The organism is Burkholderia sp. Bp8986 (assembly GCF_003854225.1).
Taxonomy (GTDB): Bacteria; Pseudomonadota; Gammaproteobacteria; order Burkholderiales; family Burkholderiaceae; genus Burkholderia.
The window spans coordinates 70,697-86,148 of sequence record NZ_QTQM01000027.1 but is presented as its reverse complement, the minus strand read 5'-3'; the positions used below and the strand labels follow the sequence as shown (position 1 = coordinate 86,148).

Here is a 15,452-nt window from a genome sequence, read left to right as displayed (position 1 = left end):
TTGCCAGCCGTTCGACGTCCGTCATGTGGAGTGAAATCAGCAACATCGGCGATGCCGCGCTGACCTTGCCGGTCGCGCTGACCTGCGCCGTCTGGCTCGCGCTGTCCAACTGGCGGCTCGCGGTGCGCTGGATCGTGCTGCTCGCGGCCGGCATGAGCCTGGTCGGGGCGACCAAGATTCTCTATGCGGGCTGCGGTGTCGAGATCCCGCAGTTCGATTTTCGCGTGATCAGCGGCCATACGATGCTGTCGACGTCCGTGTGGACCGTCGCGCTGTCGATGCTGTGGCAGGCATTCCGTCCGGGCAAGGAGCCGGGCGTGGCGGCCGGTCTCGTCGTCGGCGCGCTGACGGGCGTCGCGCGCGTGTTCGACCATTCGCACACGGTCCCGGAAGTCGTCGTCGGCTGGCTGCTCGGCGCGCTGGTCGCGCTGGTGTTCCTGCGCGCCTACCGGCGGGCGCACAAGCGCGCGTTCTCGCCGCGCATCGCGGCCGTCTGCCTGCTCCTCGTGTCCGGCATCGCGTACGGGCATCGCGCACCGTTCCAGCAGATGATCGACACGCATTCCCCGCAGTTCTGCGCGTTCATGCGCACGTCCGGCGACGGGTTCTGACGGCTGTTCGTTGCCGCGCGTCGGTGCGCCGGTGCCGGATGCGGTCGTCGCCGCGGCGATGGCCCCCCGAGTCCCGTCCCATTCCTTCTTGGTTATTGTCAAAAGCCGTTTCCCGGTCGTTATCGAGCCGACATCGGCGATGATCGGCCGTGCCGTGCCGTGCCGTGCCGTGCCGTGCCCGTCCGTCCGTCCCGTCGCCCGCGGATCCGAAGGTCATGAGTCATGTCTATGACCGGGCATTACGAAGATTCATTTCATCGATTGGCGGCAATCGCGTACGCTGGCGTTCATTCGAGCGGGGCCGGCAGCGGCCGGCCGCCGGATTCGTCCGGCGCGGTGCGGCCGGCTCGCTATACTCGCGCATACCGCGCGGCCGTCGGCCGGCGCACGGCAACCGCCGTCGCGGCACCGGTCCGCCGCGACGACTCATGACAGGAGCAGGTCCCATGACAATCGTTTCCACGCGCCTCGCAGGCAAGTGCGCGTACATCACGGGCGCCGCCGGCGGCCTCGGCCGCGCGATCGCGCGCCGGATGGTCGAGCAGGGCGCGCGCGTGTTTCTGACCGACGTTGCCGACGCGGCGGTGCTCGATGCATTCGCCGACGAACTCAACGCGGGCCACGCGACGCCGGTCGCGTTTGCCGCGACGCAGGACGTCCGCGACGAAGCGCGCTGGCAAGCGCTGCTCGCGCAGGCGGTCGATGCGATGGGCGGGCTGTCGGTGCTCGTCAACAACGCGGGTGTCGGCTCGATCGGCTCGCCCGCGCAGATCGAACTGGACGAATGGCGGCGCGTGATGGCGGTCAACGTCGAGAGCATCGTGCTCGGCTGCAAGCATGCGCTGTCGTATCTGGCCGAGAGCCATCCCGCATCGATCATCAACATCTCGTCGGTGGCCGCGTTCAAGGTCGAGCCGGATTTCACCGCGTACAACGCGTCGAAGGCTGCGGTCGCGTCGCTGACGAAGTCGGTCGCGATCGACTGCGCGCGCCGCGAGCTCGACGTGCGCTGCAACTCGATTCACCCGGCGTTCATTCGCACGGGGATCGTCGAGCCGCTGTTCCAGTCGCTCGGCGAACGCGATGCGACGCGCAAGCTCGCACGCGGCATTCCACTGCGCCGGCTCGGCGAACCGGACGACGTCGCGCATGCGGCCGTCTATCTGGCATCCGACGAAAGCCGCTTCGTGACGGCCGCCGAACTCGTGATCGACGGCGGCATGTGCGCGGTCTGACGCGCATCGATAAACACAACCGGAGGAGCACATCGTGTCGACACCCGTGAACCGCCAGCTGCTGCTGAAGACACGCCCGGAAGGGCGGGTCGGCCGCGAACATTTTTCGCTCGTCGAAACGCCGGTGCCGGCGCTCGCCGACGGCGAAGTGCTCGTGCGCGTGCTGTATCTGTCGATGGATCCGACCAACCGCGTGTGGATGAGCGACGTGCCGCAATACCTGCCGCCCGTCGCGATCGGCGAAGTGATGCGTGCGCTCGGCATCGGGCGCGTGGTCGCGTCGCGCCACGCGGGGTTCGCGCAAGGCGATCTCGTGCAGGGGTTGCTCGGCTGGCAGGACTATGCGCGGGTGCCGGCCGACCAGGCCGCGCAACTCGTGAAGCTGCCCGCGCAGTCGGGCCTGCCGCTGCCGACGCTGCTCGGCGCGTGCGGGATGAGCGGCCTGACCGCGTACTACGGGCTGACCGACATCGCGCCGGTGCAGCCCGGCGAGACGCTCGTCGTGTCGGCGGCGGCCGGATCGGTCGGCTCGATCGCCGGCCAGATCGGCAAGATCCACGGCGCGCGCGTGGTGGGCATCGCGGGTGGCGCGGACAAGTGCCGCTACCTGACCGAGACGCTCGGCTTCGACGCGGCCGTCGACTACAAGGCCGACGATTTCCGTGAGCAGTTGAAGGCGGCGACGCCGGACGGCGTGCACGTGAACTTCGAGAACGTCGGCGGCGAGGTGATGCGCGCGGTGCTGTCGCGGATGGTGATCGGCGGGCGCGTCGCGCTGTGCGGCGTGATCTCGAACTACAACAGCGGCCGCGCGGCGGACGACGTCGGCGTGCTGATCTCGAAGCGGATCACGATGCGCGGCTTCCTGATCCTCGACTACCGCAAGAGCCGCGAAGCGGTGCAGACGCTCGCGGGATGGCTGCGCGACGGCCGGCTCAAGGCCGAGGAAACCGTCGCCGACGGGCTCGAAAACGCCCCCGACGTGCTGAACCGCCTGTTCGACGGCGACCATCGCGGCAAGCTCGTGCTGCGCGTCGATCCGGACGCATGAGCCGTCGCGCTCGCGCGCATTGAGTCCGAATATTCCGGTATCAGTTTAGGACTTGTCTCATTTATTGTTCCGGCCGCTCTCCCTAAAGTAATTGCCGGCAAACGGCGGCGTGACCTGCGCGTCACGCCGCCGTTTTCATTTGCGCGGCGAGAAGCGGGAAGGGAGGCGGAACATGCAGATGAAGACAACATGGGCAGCACCGACGGCGGCGCGCGATCGAACGAAGCGGCGCATCGGTGTCCGGGCGCGGATGGCGGCAGCGGGGATCGGTATCGCGCTCGCAGTGTCGAGCGCCGGTGCGGCCGGGCACGCGGGCGCGGCTGGCATCGTGCACTTCACCGGCGCGCTCGTCGATCGGTACGACGTGACATTCGACACGCCGTCGCTCGGGGCGTCGGGCAGCGCGAGCGCGGCGGCACTCCGCTTCGATGCGCATGGCCGGCGCTTGCCCGGTGCGCATCTGGCGCTCGTGGGGCCGGACGGCCAGCCGCTTTCGCAGCCTGCGGGCGCGGCGGTTCGCGCAACCTGGCGCGATGCGCGCGACGATCGAGCCGTGCCGCTGGAAGCGGGGCGCGCGCATCGTGCCGGGCCGTATGGCGGGGTGCTGACGATCGCGGGGCCGGACATGGAAACGGGCGCCGTGGCGCCCGTCGTGATCAGGATTCGTCATCCGTGACGCGCGGCGTCACTCCCCCTGTTCGGCGCGCGCGTAGATGTCCCAGCTCGCCATGAACAGCGCGGCGACGAGCGGCCCGATCACGAAGCCGTTGATGCCGAACAGCGCCATCCCGCCGAGCGTCGAGATCAGCACGACCCAGTCGGGCATCTTCGTGTCCTTGCCGACGAGGATCGGGCGCAGCAGGTTGTCGACGAGGCCGATCACGCCGACGCAGAACGCGACGAGGATCACGCATTTCCAGATCGCGCCGATCGCGAGGAAGTAGAGCGCGGCGGGCACCCACACGAGGCTCGCGCCGATCGCCGGCAGGAGCGACAGGAACGCCATCAGCGCGCCCCACAGCACGACGCCCTCGATCCCGAGGATCCAGAAGATCAGGCCGCCGAGCGCGCCCTGCACGAGCGCGACCGCGATGTTGCCCTTCACGGTTGCGCGCACAACCGTCGTGAACTTCGCGAGCAGCAGGTTCTTGTGCTCTTCGTCGAGCGGCATCGCGCGGCGCACGCGGCGGCCGATCTCGCCGCCGTCGCGCAGCAGGAAGAACACCATGTACAGCATCACGCCGAAGCTGACGACGAACTGGAACGTGTTCTGGCCGATGCTGAGCGCCTGGGTCGCCGCGAACTGGCTGATCTGCGCGGCGCCGTCGGTCAGCTTCTTCTGGATGCCGGGGATGTTGGTCAGCCCGTATTTCTGCAGCAGGTTCTGGATCGACGTCGGCAGCGCATGAATGATGTCATGGAAGTACTGCGAATAATTCGGCTGCGCGCTCTTCAGTTCCTGGTACACGTACGCGATTTCCTGCACGAGCGTCGCCATGACGAACACGAGCGGCAGGATCACGATCAGGATGATCAGCGACATCGTCACGAGCGCGGCCAGGTTGCGCCGCTTGCCGAAGCGCGCGGCGAGCCAGCGCTGCACTGGCTGGAACAGGATCGCGAGAATGGTGCCCCAGAAGACGGCGCCGGAGAACGGCGCGAGTATCCAGCACAGTCCGACGGTGACCGCGAACAGCAGGAAATAGAAGAATTTTTGGTGATCGTGTCCGCTATCCATGGATGGTTCGCGCAGATTGATGCCTGGTTTGATTGAATTTCGTTGCCTCGGGCGCGATCGGCTCGCGAACGTCACGGATGTCGCGGCGCAGCGCGGCAGGGCGGCCTGATCGGCAGTATGCCCGCAAAGGTGCCGCCATCATACCCGCCGCGCGCGGCGCACGAGAAAACGCCGCGGCCGGGGCCGCGGCGTTGCCGGGAAGCGAACCGGCCCGGGGGCCGTGCCGCATCGTCAGATGTGGAGCCGGGTGACCTTGGTGCCGCTGACCGACAGATCGCCCATCAGGCCCGCGTTGGTCAGCACCAGCACCTCGACCGGTGCGGTGGCCGTGTTGGAGTCGATCGCGCCGTTCGCGCCCATCTTCACGACCGCGACGGAGGCGTCGGCGCCGGCCGACCAGCCTTCGGACTTGCGGAACGAGTCGAGCGCATCCTGCGTCATGAACAGGAACACGATCGCCTTCGATTGCGCACCGGCCTGCAGGCCGACCGACAGCGACGACGTGTTGTAGTAGCCGACGGTGCTGCCGCCGACGCGCAGCGCGCCGTTGCCGGACTGGCCGCCAACGATGAGGCCGGCCTGCAGCACGTTCGGGAACACGAGCACGCCGCGCGATTTCGCGACGAGTTCACGCGAGCCCGGCACCGTCGAATAGAGGCGCGACAACGTCGCGTTCACGCTCGCGTCGATCGACTCGCGTTTCGACGCGCTGGCCGATGCGTTGTCGGGTTTGTTGGGGGTGGTGGTGCAGCCGGCAAGTGCGAGACTGCCGAGCATGACGGCGGCGGCGGCTTTCAGGGCGAGGGACTTCTGCATGGCGTTTCTCCTTCGTTGTCGGGGTGAGGAAGGACGGGGTGATCGCCCCGTTCAACGGCGGGAAAGGAGCAGGCCGGCGACGAACGCGAGGCCCGCGACGACACCTGCGGTCTGCCATGGATTGTCGTGCACGGCTTGCGATACGCGTTCGGCCGAATCGCGCAGCCGCGCGACCGCGGTGCCCGACGCGTAGTCGAGCGTGCTGCGCGCTTCGTCGAGCCGCGCCTGCACGCGCTTGCGCAACGCGGCGATATCGCCGTCGCCGTCGTTCTTCAGCAGGTCTTCCAGTTCATCGACCAGCCCGCGCAGATCGTCGGACACGTCCGCATGCAGGTCGCGAGCCGCCGAGCGCGTCGTGCGTCCCACGCGCCGGCCGGTGCGACGGATGTCGGACAGGCCGCGGTCCAGCTTGTGTTCGATCGAGTCGGTGAGCGCCATGGTGTTTATCCTCCTTCGATTTGATTTGCAGGCTAATTTGAAGATAAGACGAATCCCAGCAACCAATGTGATTCACATCAGCCAATTGAGTTTCGAGACAAATTTTCAATTCGCCGGCAAATTTCCCGGAAAGCCCCGCGCAATGGGGCGGGGCGGCGGTTGAAAAAATTTCGCGCTTTGGGGCGAAGCGACCAGCAAGCCGTTGGCGCGACGTGAAAGTCCGGTAAATATGGCGTCGCCCGATGCGCCAGGTAAATAGTGCCGTTGCACGCATCATGCTGATGCAATTGCACTAATCGCCCGTCTCTTGATGGAGCACGGTTTGTGCCCGCGATGGCTCAGGTGGCGCCTTCGTCCGGCGCGAGGTCGATGACGACGGGGTCGTGATCCGACGCGCGATAGGCATCGGGTGCGTAATAGGCCGCCCGTTGCGCCGCGGTTTTGTAATCGGGCACGGATTGCAGTGCGACCGGTTCGTCGGCATTGATGTGCCACGCATGCACGGCCTTCACGCGCGCGGCGAGCGGCGACGTGGCGAGTGCATGGTCGAGGTTGCCCGCTTCGCCGCGGTATACGTAGCTGTAGCCGGCGTTGCCGGCGAAGCGGGCGACGAGGTTCGTGTAGCCGCGCGATTCGAGCGCACGCAGCGGGTCTTCCTTCGCGTAGCTGTTGAGGTCGCCGATCAGCAGCACGCCGTCGGCCGGGGCGCCGGTCGGCGACGTGGCGAGCCACGCGGCGATGCGTTCGGCCGCACGCGTGCGCGTCGCGTTCCAGCAGCCCTGACCGTCCGACTGGTCGAGATCCGGGCCGCTCGCCCGCGGGCAGTTCTTCGATTTCAGGTGATTGACCGCGACCGTGAATGCGCGGGTGCCGCCGATGCGTCGGAACGTCTGCGCGAACGGCGGGCGATTCCGGCTATCGAGCGCGACGGTCGCGGCGCGCCCGACGGGTTCGATCGTCCGGCTGTCGTACAGCAACGCGACCGCGATCGCATCGCGGCCGAGTCGCGCCGTGCCGGGGTCGACCGCGCGCCAGCCGTCGCCGAGCCGCGCCGCGAGACGCTGCACGGCGCTCGTGGGGCCGTGGCCGTTGTTCGCGATTTCCATCAGGCCGATCACGTCGGCGCGCAGTGCGTGCAGTGCGGCGACGATCTTCGCTTCCTGGCGGGCGAAGACGGCGGGCGTCTTCGCGCCGCGATTGGCCGGATCGTCGAAGCCGCCGCCGCTTCCGTCGCCGTTGAAATAGTTGAAGACGTTGAACGACGCGATCCGCACGCCGGCCTGCGGATGCCGCGGAGGGGCATCGGTCCGCGGATTCGATGCGGCGTCGAAGACCGGCGCCGACGCCGGCACGGGCTGCACTCGCCACGTGCCGTAGCGCTGCTCGAGCACACCTTCGACGCCGCGCACCGTGTAGCCCGCGCGCAGCGTGTTGGCGGCGCCCAGCGCAGGCGGCGGATAGCGGGCGGTCGCGGGGTTCACGCGGCTCGAGCCGTCGTCGAGCACGATGCGGTTGCGGGCATTGGCCGCCGCCTGCGCGGCGGCGTCGGCCGGCGGCACCACGTGCGTCGGCATGTACAGGCGACCGTGGCTGAGCACGATGCTGCCGTAGCGGCCGAGGTCGTAGGTATCGCTGACGGTCAGCGTTTGCGGAAAGCGCACGCGCATGCCTTCATGCGCGGCGAATACTGACTCGCTGTCGACCGGCAGCACGAGCGCGGCCGGCGTGACGGTCTGCCCGCGCGCACAGACGGCCACGCGGCCCGACAGAGCCAGTTGCGTGCGGCCGTACTTCTGCTCGATCCTGCCGGTGACGTGCACGCGTTCGCCCGGGCGGACACGCGCGTGCGGCGCGTAGACGAACAGGCCTTCCGGGACGCCCGGCCGGTGGCGCCGCTGCGCATCCGCCTGCTGGACGAAGAATCCGCCGAAGCCGTCGGCGCCGCCGAATGCCGCGGTGACGATCGCTTCGATCGACGCGGTGCGCCCGGCCAGCGGCGACCGGCCGCCGGAATGCCGGAGGTCGGCGATCGCCGTCGTGGGGCCGCCGCAGCCCGCGCTGACCGGAGGCGCGGTGGCGGCGGCGGTGGCGGCCGGCGCTGAAAGGGCAAATGCGGCAAACGAGGCAAACGAGGCAAACGAGGCAAACGAGGCAAACGAGGCAAACGAGGCAAACGAGGCAAACGGGGCGAGCGATGCGGCGAGCGCGAGCGCGAGCGGCGGCGGCAGGCGTGACATGGAGTGCTCCACAGGAAGAAAATTCGAAGGTTCGGGCAAGCATCTTGACGGCAAAATCGCGTGCTGCGATCGAATTGGCCATCAGGCCAGTGTCGAACGGCCAACGATGACGGCAGGGCCGCCCGCGGCTGTTACGCTTCGCATCTGACGTGTCATTCCGGCCTGCGATCCGAACGCTTCTTGCGCACGGCCCCCCACTGGAGAGTTCCATGTCCTACATGCTGTTGATTGTCGAACCGACCGGCCAGCGCGCCGAACGCACGCTCGAGGAGGGGCAGGCGCTGTACGCGCGGATGGTCGATTTCGCTCAGACGCTGAAGGCGCGCGGCGTGCTGCGCGGCGTCGAGTCGCTCGAGCGCTCGGAGCGCGCGACGCGTGTGCAGGTGCGCGACGGCGAGACGCGCCTCGTCGACGGCCCGTTCGCCGAGGCGAAGGAAATGGTCGGCGGGTTCTTCATCGTCGACGTCGACACGCGCGAGGAAGCGATCGCGATCGCGCGCCAGTGCCCGGCCGCGCAATGGTGCACGGTCGAAGTGCGCGCGGTCGGCCCGTGCTTCCTGTGACGGCCACGGCTCGGTGTTAACCCGGATTCGTCGCGCCGTACGTCGATCCGGCAGTCTGCCGCCCGTCGTAGGGATAAGGCGCCGACGAACGGACGCCCCTTTCCACCGATGACAAGGAGTGAACGATGCGATTCATGATCATGATCCGGGCGAACGCCGTCAGCGAATCCGATGCATTGCCGGACAACCGGCTGGTCGAGGCGATGACGGTCTATCACGAGGAGCTGGCCAAGGCCGGCGTGCTGCTCGATGCGAACGGCCTGCGGCCGAGCGCGCGCGGCTGGCGCGTGCGCTACTCAGGTGGCAAGGGCACGGTGGTCGACGGCCCGTTCGCGGAGACGAAGGAACTGATTGCCGGCTATACGCTGATCCAGGTGCGCTCGCGCGACGAGGCGCTCGAATGGACGCGCCGGTTTCCCGCGCCGTTCGGTGCGGAGATGGACTGCGAGATCGAGGTGCGGCCGCTGTTCGAACTCGACGACCTGACGCCCAGCGAGGCGGTCGAGCGGTTCCGCGAACTCAATGTCGGGCACGGCCACGCCTGACTCCACCCCAAGCCAATCTCACCGGAGCACCCGTCATGCACAAGATGGTTTTCATCAACCTGCCCGTGGCCGACCTGCCGCGCTCGAAGACGTTCTACCAGGCACTCGGTTTCGAAGTCGTACCGGCCTATACCAACGATCAGGCTGCCTGCATCAAGATCAGCGACACGATTTTCGCGATGCTGCTCGTGCGGCCGTTTTTCCAGACCTTCACCGGCAAGACCATCGTCGATCCGGCGACGCAGGTGCAGGCGCTGTCGTGCCTGTCGTGCGACAGCCGCGCCGAGGTCGACGCGATCGTCGCGAAGGCGCTCGCGGCCGGCGGGTCCGCGCCGCAAGCGCCGCGCGAGTATCCGAACATGTACGGCCACGGGTTCGACGATCCGGACGGCCACGCATGGGAGCTGATGGCCATGCCGCTCGATGTGTCCGCCCAGGGGCAAGCGTCGTGACGCGTGAGGCGACTCACCGTGCGATCGAAGCGGTCTGGCGGATCGAGGCGCCCAAGATCATCGCGCGCGCCGCGCGCGTGGTGCGCGACGTCGGCGTGGCCGAGGAACTGGCGCAGGACACGCTCGTCGCGGCGCTCGAGCACTGGCCCGTCGACGGCGTGCCCGACAATCCGGCCGCGTGGCTGATGACGGCCGTGAAGCGGCGCGCGCTCGACCGGGTGCGGCAGGAGTCGCTGCATGCGGCGAAGCGCGACCAGCTCGGCCATGAAATGGACGCGCTCGAGGCGCACGTCGTCCCCGACATCGCGGAGGCGCTCGCCGACGCGCGCGACGACGATATCGGCGACGACCTGCTGCGGCTGATCTTCACGTCGTGCCATCCGGTGCTGTCGACCGATGCGCGCGTCGCGCTGACGTTGCGGCTGCTCGGCGGGCTGACCACGAGCGAGATCGCGCGTGCGTTCCTGTCGCCCGAGCCGACGATCGCGCAGCGCATCGTGCGCGCGAAGCGCACGCTCGCGGCGGCGCGCGTGCCGTTCGAGGTGCCGGCCGCCGACGCGCGGCCCGCGCGGCTCGCGTCGGTGCTCGAAGTGATCTATCTCGTGTTCAACGAAGGCCATGCGGCGACCGCGGGCGACGACTGGACGCGCCCGGCGCTGTGCGACGAGGCGCTGCGTCTCGGCCGCGTGCTCGCCGGGCTCGTGCCGGACGAAAGCGAAGTGCTCGGGCTCGTCGCGCTGATGGAACTGCAGGCGTCGCGCATGCATGCGCGGACCGATGCGCAGGGGCGGCCCGTGCTGCTGCTCGACCAGGACCGCAGCCGCTGGGATCCGCTGCTGATCCGGCGCGGCCTCGCGGCGCTCGAGCGGGCGACGAAGCTCGGCGGCGTGCGAGGCCCGTATGCGCTGCAGGCCGCGCTGGCGGCGTGTCATGCACGCGCGCGGCACGCGTCGGATACGGACTGGGCGCAGATCGTCGCGCTGTACGACGCGCTCGCCGAAGTCGCGCCGTCACCGGTCGTCGAGCTGAACCGCGCGGTGGCGGTGGGGATGGCGTTCGGGCCGGCCGCGGCGCTGGAAATCGTCGACGTGCTGCGCGACGATCCGGCGCTCGCACGCTATCACTGGTTGCCGAGCGTGCGTGGCGACCTGCTCGCGAAGCTCGGCCGCGCTGACGAGGCGAAGGTCGAGTTCCGCCGCGCGGCGGAATTGACCCGCAACGAGCGCGAAAGGGAATTGCTGTTGAAGCGCGCGACGGATGCGTGACGCAGACGGGCGACGCCGGTGTGCGTACACCGCGCGTCGCATCGGACGCCAGCGCCCCGCCTCCACCCGTCCCTCATTCCCGCTCCCCGCTATCGGACGGATTGAAAAAGCCTATTGGGGGATGCGAACGCCAGCGCCTAGATTAAAAGGCACGAAGCGTGCGTGTCCGGCGCACGCATCGTTCCCCATATCCATCATCGGCCCGGCTTCGCACGCGGCCGCGCCGACTCGAACGGAGGCGCACATGGCTCAACTCAAGGGCAGCAAGACCGAAGAGAATCTGAAGGCCGCATTCGCGGGCGAATCGCAAGCGAACCGGCGTTATCTGTATTTCGCTTCGAAGGCCGACGTCGAAGGCCAGAACGACGTCGCCGCGCTGTTCCGCTCGACTGCCGAAGGCGAAACGGGCCATGCGCACGGTCACCTCGAATACCTCGAAGCAGTCGGCGATCCGGCGACGGGTCTGCCGTTCGGCTCGTCGCGGCTGAACCTCGAATCGGCGATCGCCGGCGAGACGCACGAGTACACCGACATGTATCCGGGCATGGCGAAGACGGCGCGCGAAGAAGGCTTCGACGAAATCGCGAACTGGTTCGAGACGCTCGCGAAGGCCGAACGCAGCCACGCGAACCGCTATACGAAAGCGCTGGACGCACTCGTCGACTGACGCGGGCGTCGCCCCGAGGCCGCACGGCCCGGCCGGGCAGGTCCCGCGGCCGGCCGTGCGTTGATCGCCGCCCGCGCCGCGCGGGCGGCGCGTTCGCGCGCATGCGCGCCACGCTGGAGCGCCTCATGCCCCACAAGGAAGGCAGTCTCGAAGCCCCGACCCGGCATCCGCTCGACTGGCAGTCCGAAGCGTTCTACGACCAGGCCGCGATCGATGCGGAAATGACGCGCGTGTTCGACATCTGCGCCGGTTGCCGGCGCTGCGTGTCGCTGTGCGGCGCGTTTCCCGCGCTGTTCGATCTCGTCGACGACACGCCGACGGGCGACATCGAGGAAGTGCCGAAGGACGCGTTCGGCAAGGTCGTCGACCAGTGCTACCTGTGCGACCTCTGCTACATGACGAAATGCCCGTACGTGCCGCCGCATGCATGGAACGTCGACTTCCCGCACCTGATGCTGCGCGGCAAGGCCGCGCGCTACAAGCGCGGCGAGGCGCCGCTGCGCGACAAGGTGCTGTCGAACACCGACGCGCTTGGCCATTTCGCGGGCATTCCGATCGTCACGCAGACGGTGAACGCGGTCAATCGCACGCAGCCCGCGCGCCACGCGCTCGAAGCGGCGCTCGGCGTCGATCGCAACGCATGGCTGCCGGAGTTCGCGCCGCGCAAGTTCCGGCGCGCGGCGAAGCGCTCGGACGGCCCGCCGGTTCGCGACGGCGAACGCACGCCCGGCAAGGTCGCGATCTACGCGACGTGCTACGTGAACTTCAACGAGCCGGGCATCGGCCACGACCTGCTCGCGATCCTCGCGCACAACGAGATCCCGTACGAGCTCGTCACGCGCGAAGCGTGCTGCGGGATGCCGCTGCTCGAGCAGGGCAATCTCGCGGGCGTCGCCGCGAAGAAGGCCGTGAACATGCCGGTGCTGGAGCGCTATGCGCGCGAAGGCTATGCGCTGATCGGCGCGATCCCGAGCTGCGTGCTGATGTACAAGAGCGAACTGCCGCTGATGTTCCCCGGCGACGAAGCCGTGCGCGCGGTGGCCGATGCATTCTGGGATCCGTTCGAGTACGTGATCGCGCGGCATCGCGACGGGTTGCTGAAGACCGATTTCAAGCAGGGCCTCGGCACCGTGTCGTATCACGTGCCGTGCCACGCGCGCGTGCAGAACATCGGCCGCAAGACGGCCGACACGCTGTCGCTCGTGCCGGATACGCGCGTGAACGTCGTCGAGCGCTGTTCCGGGCACGCGGGCACGTTCGGCGTGAAGAAGGCCTTCCATGCGGACGCGATGCGGATCGGCGCGCCGGTGTTCAAGGCGATGGCCGAGCCGAAGCCGGATTTCGTGTCGTCGGACTGCGCGCTCGCCGGCCATCACATCGTGCAGGGCATCGACGAGAAAGGGTTGCCGGCCGCGCCGCTCGCGCATCCGCTGACGCTGCTGCGCCGCGCGTACGGCATCTGAACCGGCCGCTTCACGACGACATCGACGCTATCCGAGGACATCCCATGACGCTCACCCGCGACTCGCTGCTGACGCTCGAAGCGTACGCGAAGATCCGCAAGACCGAACATGCGCGGCTCGTCGCGCACAAGCGCCGCCGCGCGGTGGCGCTCGGCAACCATCTGCGCCTCCTGTTCGAGGACGAGACCACGATCCGCTACCAGATCCAGGAAATGCTGCACATCGAGAAGATCTTCGACGAGGCCGGCATCGAAGGCGAACTGGAAGCCTATCTGCCGCTCGTGCCCGACGGCACCAACCTGAAGGCGACGCTGCAGATCGAATACGAGCACGAAGCCGAGCGGCGCGCGGCGCTCGCGCGGCTGATCGGCGTCGAGGATCGCGTGTACCTGCGGGTCGACGGGCACCCTGACGTCTATGCGATCGCCGACGAGGATCTCGACCGCGACAACGCGGAGAAGACCTCGGCCGTGCATTTCGTGCGCTTCGAACTGAGCGGGCCGATGCGCGCGGCGCTCAAGGACGGCGCGACGCTGTCGATCGGCTGCGATCACCCGGCCTATACGGTGTCGCCGCAACGCATCGCGGCGGACGTGGCCGCGTCGCTGGCCGGCGATCTGCGCTGACGCGCGGCCGGGCGCCGCGCTCCATATCGCGCGGATCGCACGTCGTCCGGCCGCGAAACGCGGCGCCCGACCGTCGCGCCCGCCGCTGTCGCCTGCCCATTACCGCCGAAGATGTAACAGGCCCGTCCACGCTTGCATGCCGGGAAACAATGTGCATCGCCTGTCCGATCGCTTTCATTACTCGCCGAGAAACAATAAGAAGATTGTGCACGGAGAAATTTCGGTTCAAGGCAATTTGAATGATTTACCGATCCGTGAATATCTTGTTACGAAATTTTCCCTGATTTACCGATTTTGGCCGGGCATTCGCGGGGTGGTTGCCGGCAAGGGTCGGAACATGGCGGATCGCTTGCCGGGCGGGGTGCGGCCGCACCCCGCAGAGCCCCGCCAGACGGGGCTTCCCAGCGTTGCGCATAACGATCGCGTAAAAAAATTCAACGGTAAATGGATTGCGCATCCATGGCAGGTTGTTTCAGTGCGTAACATTAAGTCATTGTCATATTGAGATAAACCCTGAGGATGGTATGCTTCGTGCACAAAAATTCCCACATTGGAGTGAGACCGTGATTTGTGCGCCATTGCCGGGAATGGCGGCACCGTGAAAGTGCGGTGTCGCGCCGGCATGCACAACAAGCGGATAACCATAATGTGCAACCGGGCCGCCCCGTGACGCGATGCGTGACGGCGGCGCCGACAATCGCAGCCCCGGCCTGGCTGTGTGGAGAAACAACTATGTTCTTCGATGAGCTTAACGATGAAGAGTGGTTTCGTCTTTCAACGCTGATCGCCGACGAGCCGATTCGGCTGAACCGTCGAGGCCGTCCACGCGCGGAACCGCGCGTCGTCGCCAACGCGGTCCTCTGGATCCTGACGACCGGTGAAGCGTGGTCCAAACTGCCCGGGCGCTATCCGTCCGGGCCGACGTGCCGCCGCCGCTACGAGGAGTGGCTCGCGAACGGCACGTTGCTGCAGATGATCGACGTGCTGACCCAGTTCAGCGGGCGCACGTTCGCGTATGTGCCGCCGCCGCCGGCGCCGGTCGCGCCGGCATGCCGTGCGGAGCCGGCGCCCGACAACGATCGTCTGCGCGGCGTGTTCTGGCAGAACCCCGAGTCGTGGCAACTGCCGGTCGCGCACGCAAACGTTTGGGATGGCGAGGGCGCGACGCTGTCCGCGATGCCGAACGACGCCGCGCACGCGTCGTCCGGAGCGTCGTTCGCGGTCCCGGGCGCGCAGCCCGCGGGGCTGCGCCACGGGCGTCCGTCCGCCGCGAGCTTTGCCGCGGCCGAGCCGCAAGTCGATGAATACCGCGGCTATACGATCTGCGGCAGCGCGCAGCCGGTGCAGAACCTGATGTATCGCGCGTGGGCCGAGATCATGCAGGACGATCGGCGCGTCGAGCGCTCGGGCCTGATCGGCCCGCGCTTCACCGATGCGGAGGAAGCCGAGCAGTACGCGCTCGACTGGGCGCGTCAGTGGATCGATCGCCACGGTGCGAGCGACGAACCGGTGCGTGCGCCGCAAAGCGAGGTGCTGGCCGGCCTGTCCGCGCTGGCGCGGGCCGAGTCGGACATCAAGCGCTTCATCGCCGAGCGTCGCGCGGGCGCGCTGTCCGAGAGCCGCAACGACTCGGTGCAGTCGGACCGCCGCGAATACGCGTACCGTGTAGGTTGATCGTCGTCCGCACGAAAAGAAAACGCGCGGGCCGTCGTGTGTCACGGCGCCCGCGCGTTGTTTTTTGTCGC

The 15,452-nt window shown here is 67.9% G+C and carries 17 protein-coding genes; 13 read left to right on the top strand and 4 right to left on the bottom strand.

Features of this window, described 5'->3' with window-relative positions; all coding sequences use genetic code 11:
* Nucleotides 1-23: 23 nt before the first annotated feature.
* The 4 genes from DID99_RS23095 (at nucleotide 24) to DID99_RS23075 (ending at nucleotide 3,573) form a co-directional block, all read left to right on the top strand.
* A complete protein-coding gene (locus tag DID99_RS23095; protein ID WP_124522618.1) occupies nucleotides 24-611 on the top strand; it encodes a phosphatase PAP2 family protein in 588 nt (195 codons plus the stop codon).
* Nucleotides 612-1,057: 446 nt separating this feature from the next.
* A complete protein-coding gene (locus DID99_RS23085; RefSeq protein ID WP_124486474.1) occupies nucleotides 1,058-1,846 on the top strand; it encodes an SDR family oxidoreductase in 789 nt (262 codons plus the stop codon).
* 34 nt (nucleotides 1,847-1,880) lie between these two features.
* Nucleotides 1,881-2,897 (top strand): NADP-dependent oxidoreductase, encoded by a 1,017-nt coding sequence (locus DID99_RS23080; RefSeq protein ID WP_044846614.1) that lies wholly within the window; start codon nucleotides 1,881-1,883, stop codon nucleotides 2,895-2,897.
* A 172-nt stretch (nucleotides 2,898-3,069) separates the two neighbouring features.
* Nucleotides 3,070-3,573, top strand: a complete 504-nt coding sequence (locus DID99_RS23075; RefSeq protein ID WP_124646461.1) for a thioesterase — start codon at nucleotides 3,070-3,072, stop codon at nucleotides 3,571-3,573.
* 9 nt (nucleotides 3,574-3,582) lie between these two features.
* Here the strand turns inward: DID99_RS23075 and DID99_RS23070 are convergent, their stop codons facing one another.
* The 4 genes from DID99_RS23070 to DID99_RS23055 all read right to left on the bottom strand — a co-directional run bounded on the left by DID99_RS23070 (nucleotide 3,583) and on the right by DID99_RS23055 (nucleotide 8,126).
* Nucleotides 3,583-4,635, bottom strand: a complete 1,053-nt coding sequence (locus DID99_RS23070; RefSeq protein ID WP_044846613.1) for an AI-2E family transporter — start codon at nucleotides 4,633-4,635, stop codon at nucleotides 3,583-3,585.
* 231 nt (nucleotides 4,636-4,866) lie between these two features.
* Nucleotides 4,867-5,451 (bottom strand): YSC84-related protein, encoded by a 585-nt coding sequence (locus tag DID99_RS23065; RefSeq protein WP_124486471.1) that lies wholly within the window; start codon nucleotides 5,449-5,451, stop codon nucleotides 4,867-4,869.
* Between the two features lie 51 nt (nucleotides 5,452-5,502).
* Nucleotides 5,503-5,889 (bottom strand): YqjD family protein, encoded by a 387-nt coding sequence (locus DID99_RS23060; protein ID WP_044846611.1) that lies wholly within the window; start codon nucleotides 5,887-5,889, stop codon nucleotides 5,503-5,505.
* 338 nt (nucleotides 5,890-6,227) lie between these two features.
* Nucleotides 6,228-8,126: an ExeM/NucH family extracellular endonuclease gene (locus tag DID99_RS23055; RefSeq protein WP_124667580.1), complete on the bottom strand. Its 1,899-nt coding sequence runs from the start codon at nucleotides 8,124-8,126 to the stop codon at nucleotides 6,228-6,230.
* Nucleotides 8,127-8,335: 209 nt separating this feature from the next.
* Here DID99_RS23055 and DID99_RS23050 point away from each other — a divergent pair, with 209 nt between their 5' ends.
* The 9 genes from DID99_RS23050 (at nucleotide 8,336) to DID99_RS23010 (ending at nucleotide 15,381) form a co-directional block, all read left to right on the top strand.
* Entirely contained in the window at nucleotides 8,336-8,689 is a 354-nt protein-coding gene (locus DID99_RS23050; protein WP_044846610.1) for a YciI family protein, read from the top strand.
* A gap of 125 nt (nucleotides 8,690-8,814) precedes the next feature.
* Entirely contained in the window at nucleotides 8,815-9,234 is a 420-nt protein-coding gene (locus tag DID99_RS23045; protein WP_044846609.1) for a YciI family protein, read from the top strand.
* Nucleotides 9,235-9,269: 35 nt separating this feature from the next.
* Entirely contained in the window at nucleotides 9,270-9,686 is a 417-nt protein-coding gene (locus tag DID99_RS23040; RefSeq protein ID WP_124486469.1) for a VOC family protein, read from the top strand.
* A complete protein-coding gene (locus DID99_RS23035) occupies nucleotides 9,683-10,951 on the top strand; it encodes an RNA polymerase sigma factor (protein ID WP_124522626.1) in 1,269 nt (422 codons plus the stop codon). Before DID99_RS23040 ends, DID99_RS23035 begins: the two co-directional genes overlap by 4 nt.
* A 244-nt stretch (nucleotides 10,952-11,195) precedes the next feature.
* Nucleotides 11,196-11,618, top strand: coding sequence for a rubrerythrin family protein (locus DID99_RS23030; protein ID WP_040140994.1), 423 nt, complete (start codon nucleotides 11,196-11,198; stop codon nucleotides 11,616-11,618).
* 125 nt (nucleotides 11,619-11,743) lie between these two features.
* A complete protein-coding gene (locus tag DID99_RS23025; RefSeq protein WP_124646463.1) occupies nucleotides 11,744-13,081 on the top strand; it encodes a heterodisulfide reductase-related iron-sulfur binding cluster in 1,338 nt (445 codons plus the stop codon).
* Nucleotides 13,082-13,125: 44 nt separating this feature from the next.
* Nucleotides 13,126-13,707 (top strand): DUF3501 family protein, encoded by a 582-nt coding sequence (locus DID99_RS23020; RefSeq protein WP_124486466.1) that lies wholly within the window; start codon nucleotides 13,126-13,128, stop codon nucleotides 13,705-13,707.
* 151 nt (nucleotides 13,708-13,858) lie between these two features.
* Entirely contained in the window at nucleotides 13,859-14,212 is a 354-nt protein-coding gene (locus tag DID99_RS23015) for a hypothetical protein (RefSeq protein WP_185640889.1), read from the top strand.
* 227 nt (nucleotides 14,213-14,439) lie between these two features.
* Nucleotides 14,440-15,381 (top strand): transposase, encoded by a 942-nt coding sequence (locus tag DID99_RS23010; RefSeq protein ID WP_124486465.1) that lies wholly within the window; start codon nucleotides 14,440-14,442, stop codon nucleotides 15,379-15,381.
* Nucleotides 15,382-15,452 lie beyond the last annotated feature (71 nt).

Excerpts from the sequence above, each read along its gene's own strand:
- DID99_RS23095 (WP_124522618.1), top strand. The coding sequence starts at position 24 with ATGTGGAGTGAAATCAGCAACATCGGCGATGCCGCGCTGACCTTGCCG.
- DID99_RS23085 (WP_124486474.1), top strand. The coding sequence starts at position 1,058 with ATGACAATCGTTTCCACGCGCCTCGCAGGCAAGTGCGCGTACATCACG.
- DID99_RS23075 (WP_124646461.1), top strand. The coding sequence starts at position 3,070 with ATGCAGATGAAGACAACATGGGCAGCACCGACGGCGGCGCGCGATCGA.
- DID99_RS23070 (WP_044846613.1), bottom strand. The coding sequence starts at position 4,635 with ATGGATAGCGGACACGATCACCAAAAATTCTTCTATTTCCTGCTGTTC.
- DID99_RS23065 (WP_124486471.1), bottom strand. The coding sequence starts at position 5,451 with ATGCAGAAGTCCCTCGCCCTGAAAGCCGCCGCCGCCGTCATGCTCGGC.
- DID99_RS23060 (WP_044846611.1), bottom strand. The coding sequence starts at position 5,889 with ATGGCGCTCACCGACTCGATCGAACACAAGCTGGACCGCGGCCTGTCC.
- DID99_RS23055 (WP_124667580.1), bottom strand. The coding sequence starts at position 8,126 with ATGTCACGCCTGCCGCCGCCGCTCGCGCTCGCGCTCGCCGCATCGCTC.
- DID99_RS23050 (WP_044846610.1), top strand. The coding sequence starts at position 8,336 with ATGTCCTACATGCTGTTGATTGTCGAACCGACCGGCCAGCGCGCCGAA.
- DID99_RS23045 (WP_044846609.1), top strand. The coding sequence starts at position 8,815 with ATGCGATTCATGATCATGATCCGGGCGAACGCCGTCAGCGAATCCGAT.
- DID99_RS23040 (WP_124486469.1), top strand. The coding sequence starts at position 9,270 with ATGCACAAGATGGTTTTCATCAACCTGCCCGTGGCCGACCTGCCGCGC.
- DID99_RS23030 (WP_040140994.1), top strand. The coding sequence starts at position 11,196 with ATGGCTCAACTCAAGGGCAGCAAGACCGAAGAGAATCTGAAGGCCGCA.
- DID99_RS23025 (WP_124646463.1), top strand. The coding sequence starts at position 11,744 with ATGCCCCACAAGGAAGGCAGTCTCGAAGCCCCGACCCGGCATCCGCTC.
- DID99_RS23020 (WP_124486466.1), top strand. The coding sequence starts at position 13,126 with ATGACGCTCACCCGCGACTCGCTGCTGACGCTCGAAGCGTACGCGAAG.
- DID99_RS23010 (WP_124486465.1), top strand. The coding sequence starts at position 14,440 with ATGTTCTTCGATGAGCTTAACGATGAAGAGTGGTTTCGTCTTTCAACG.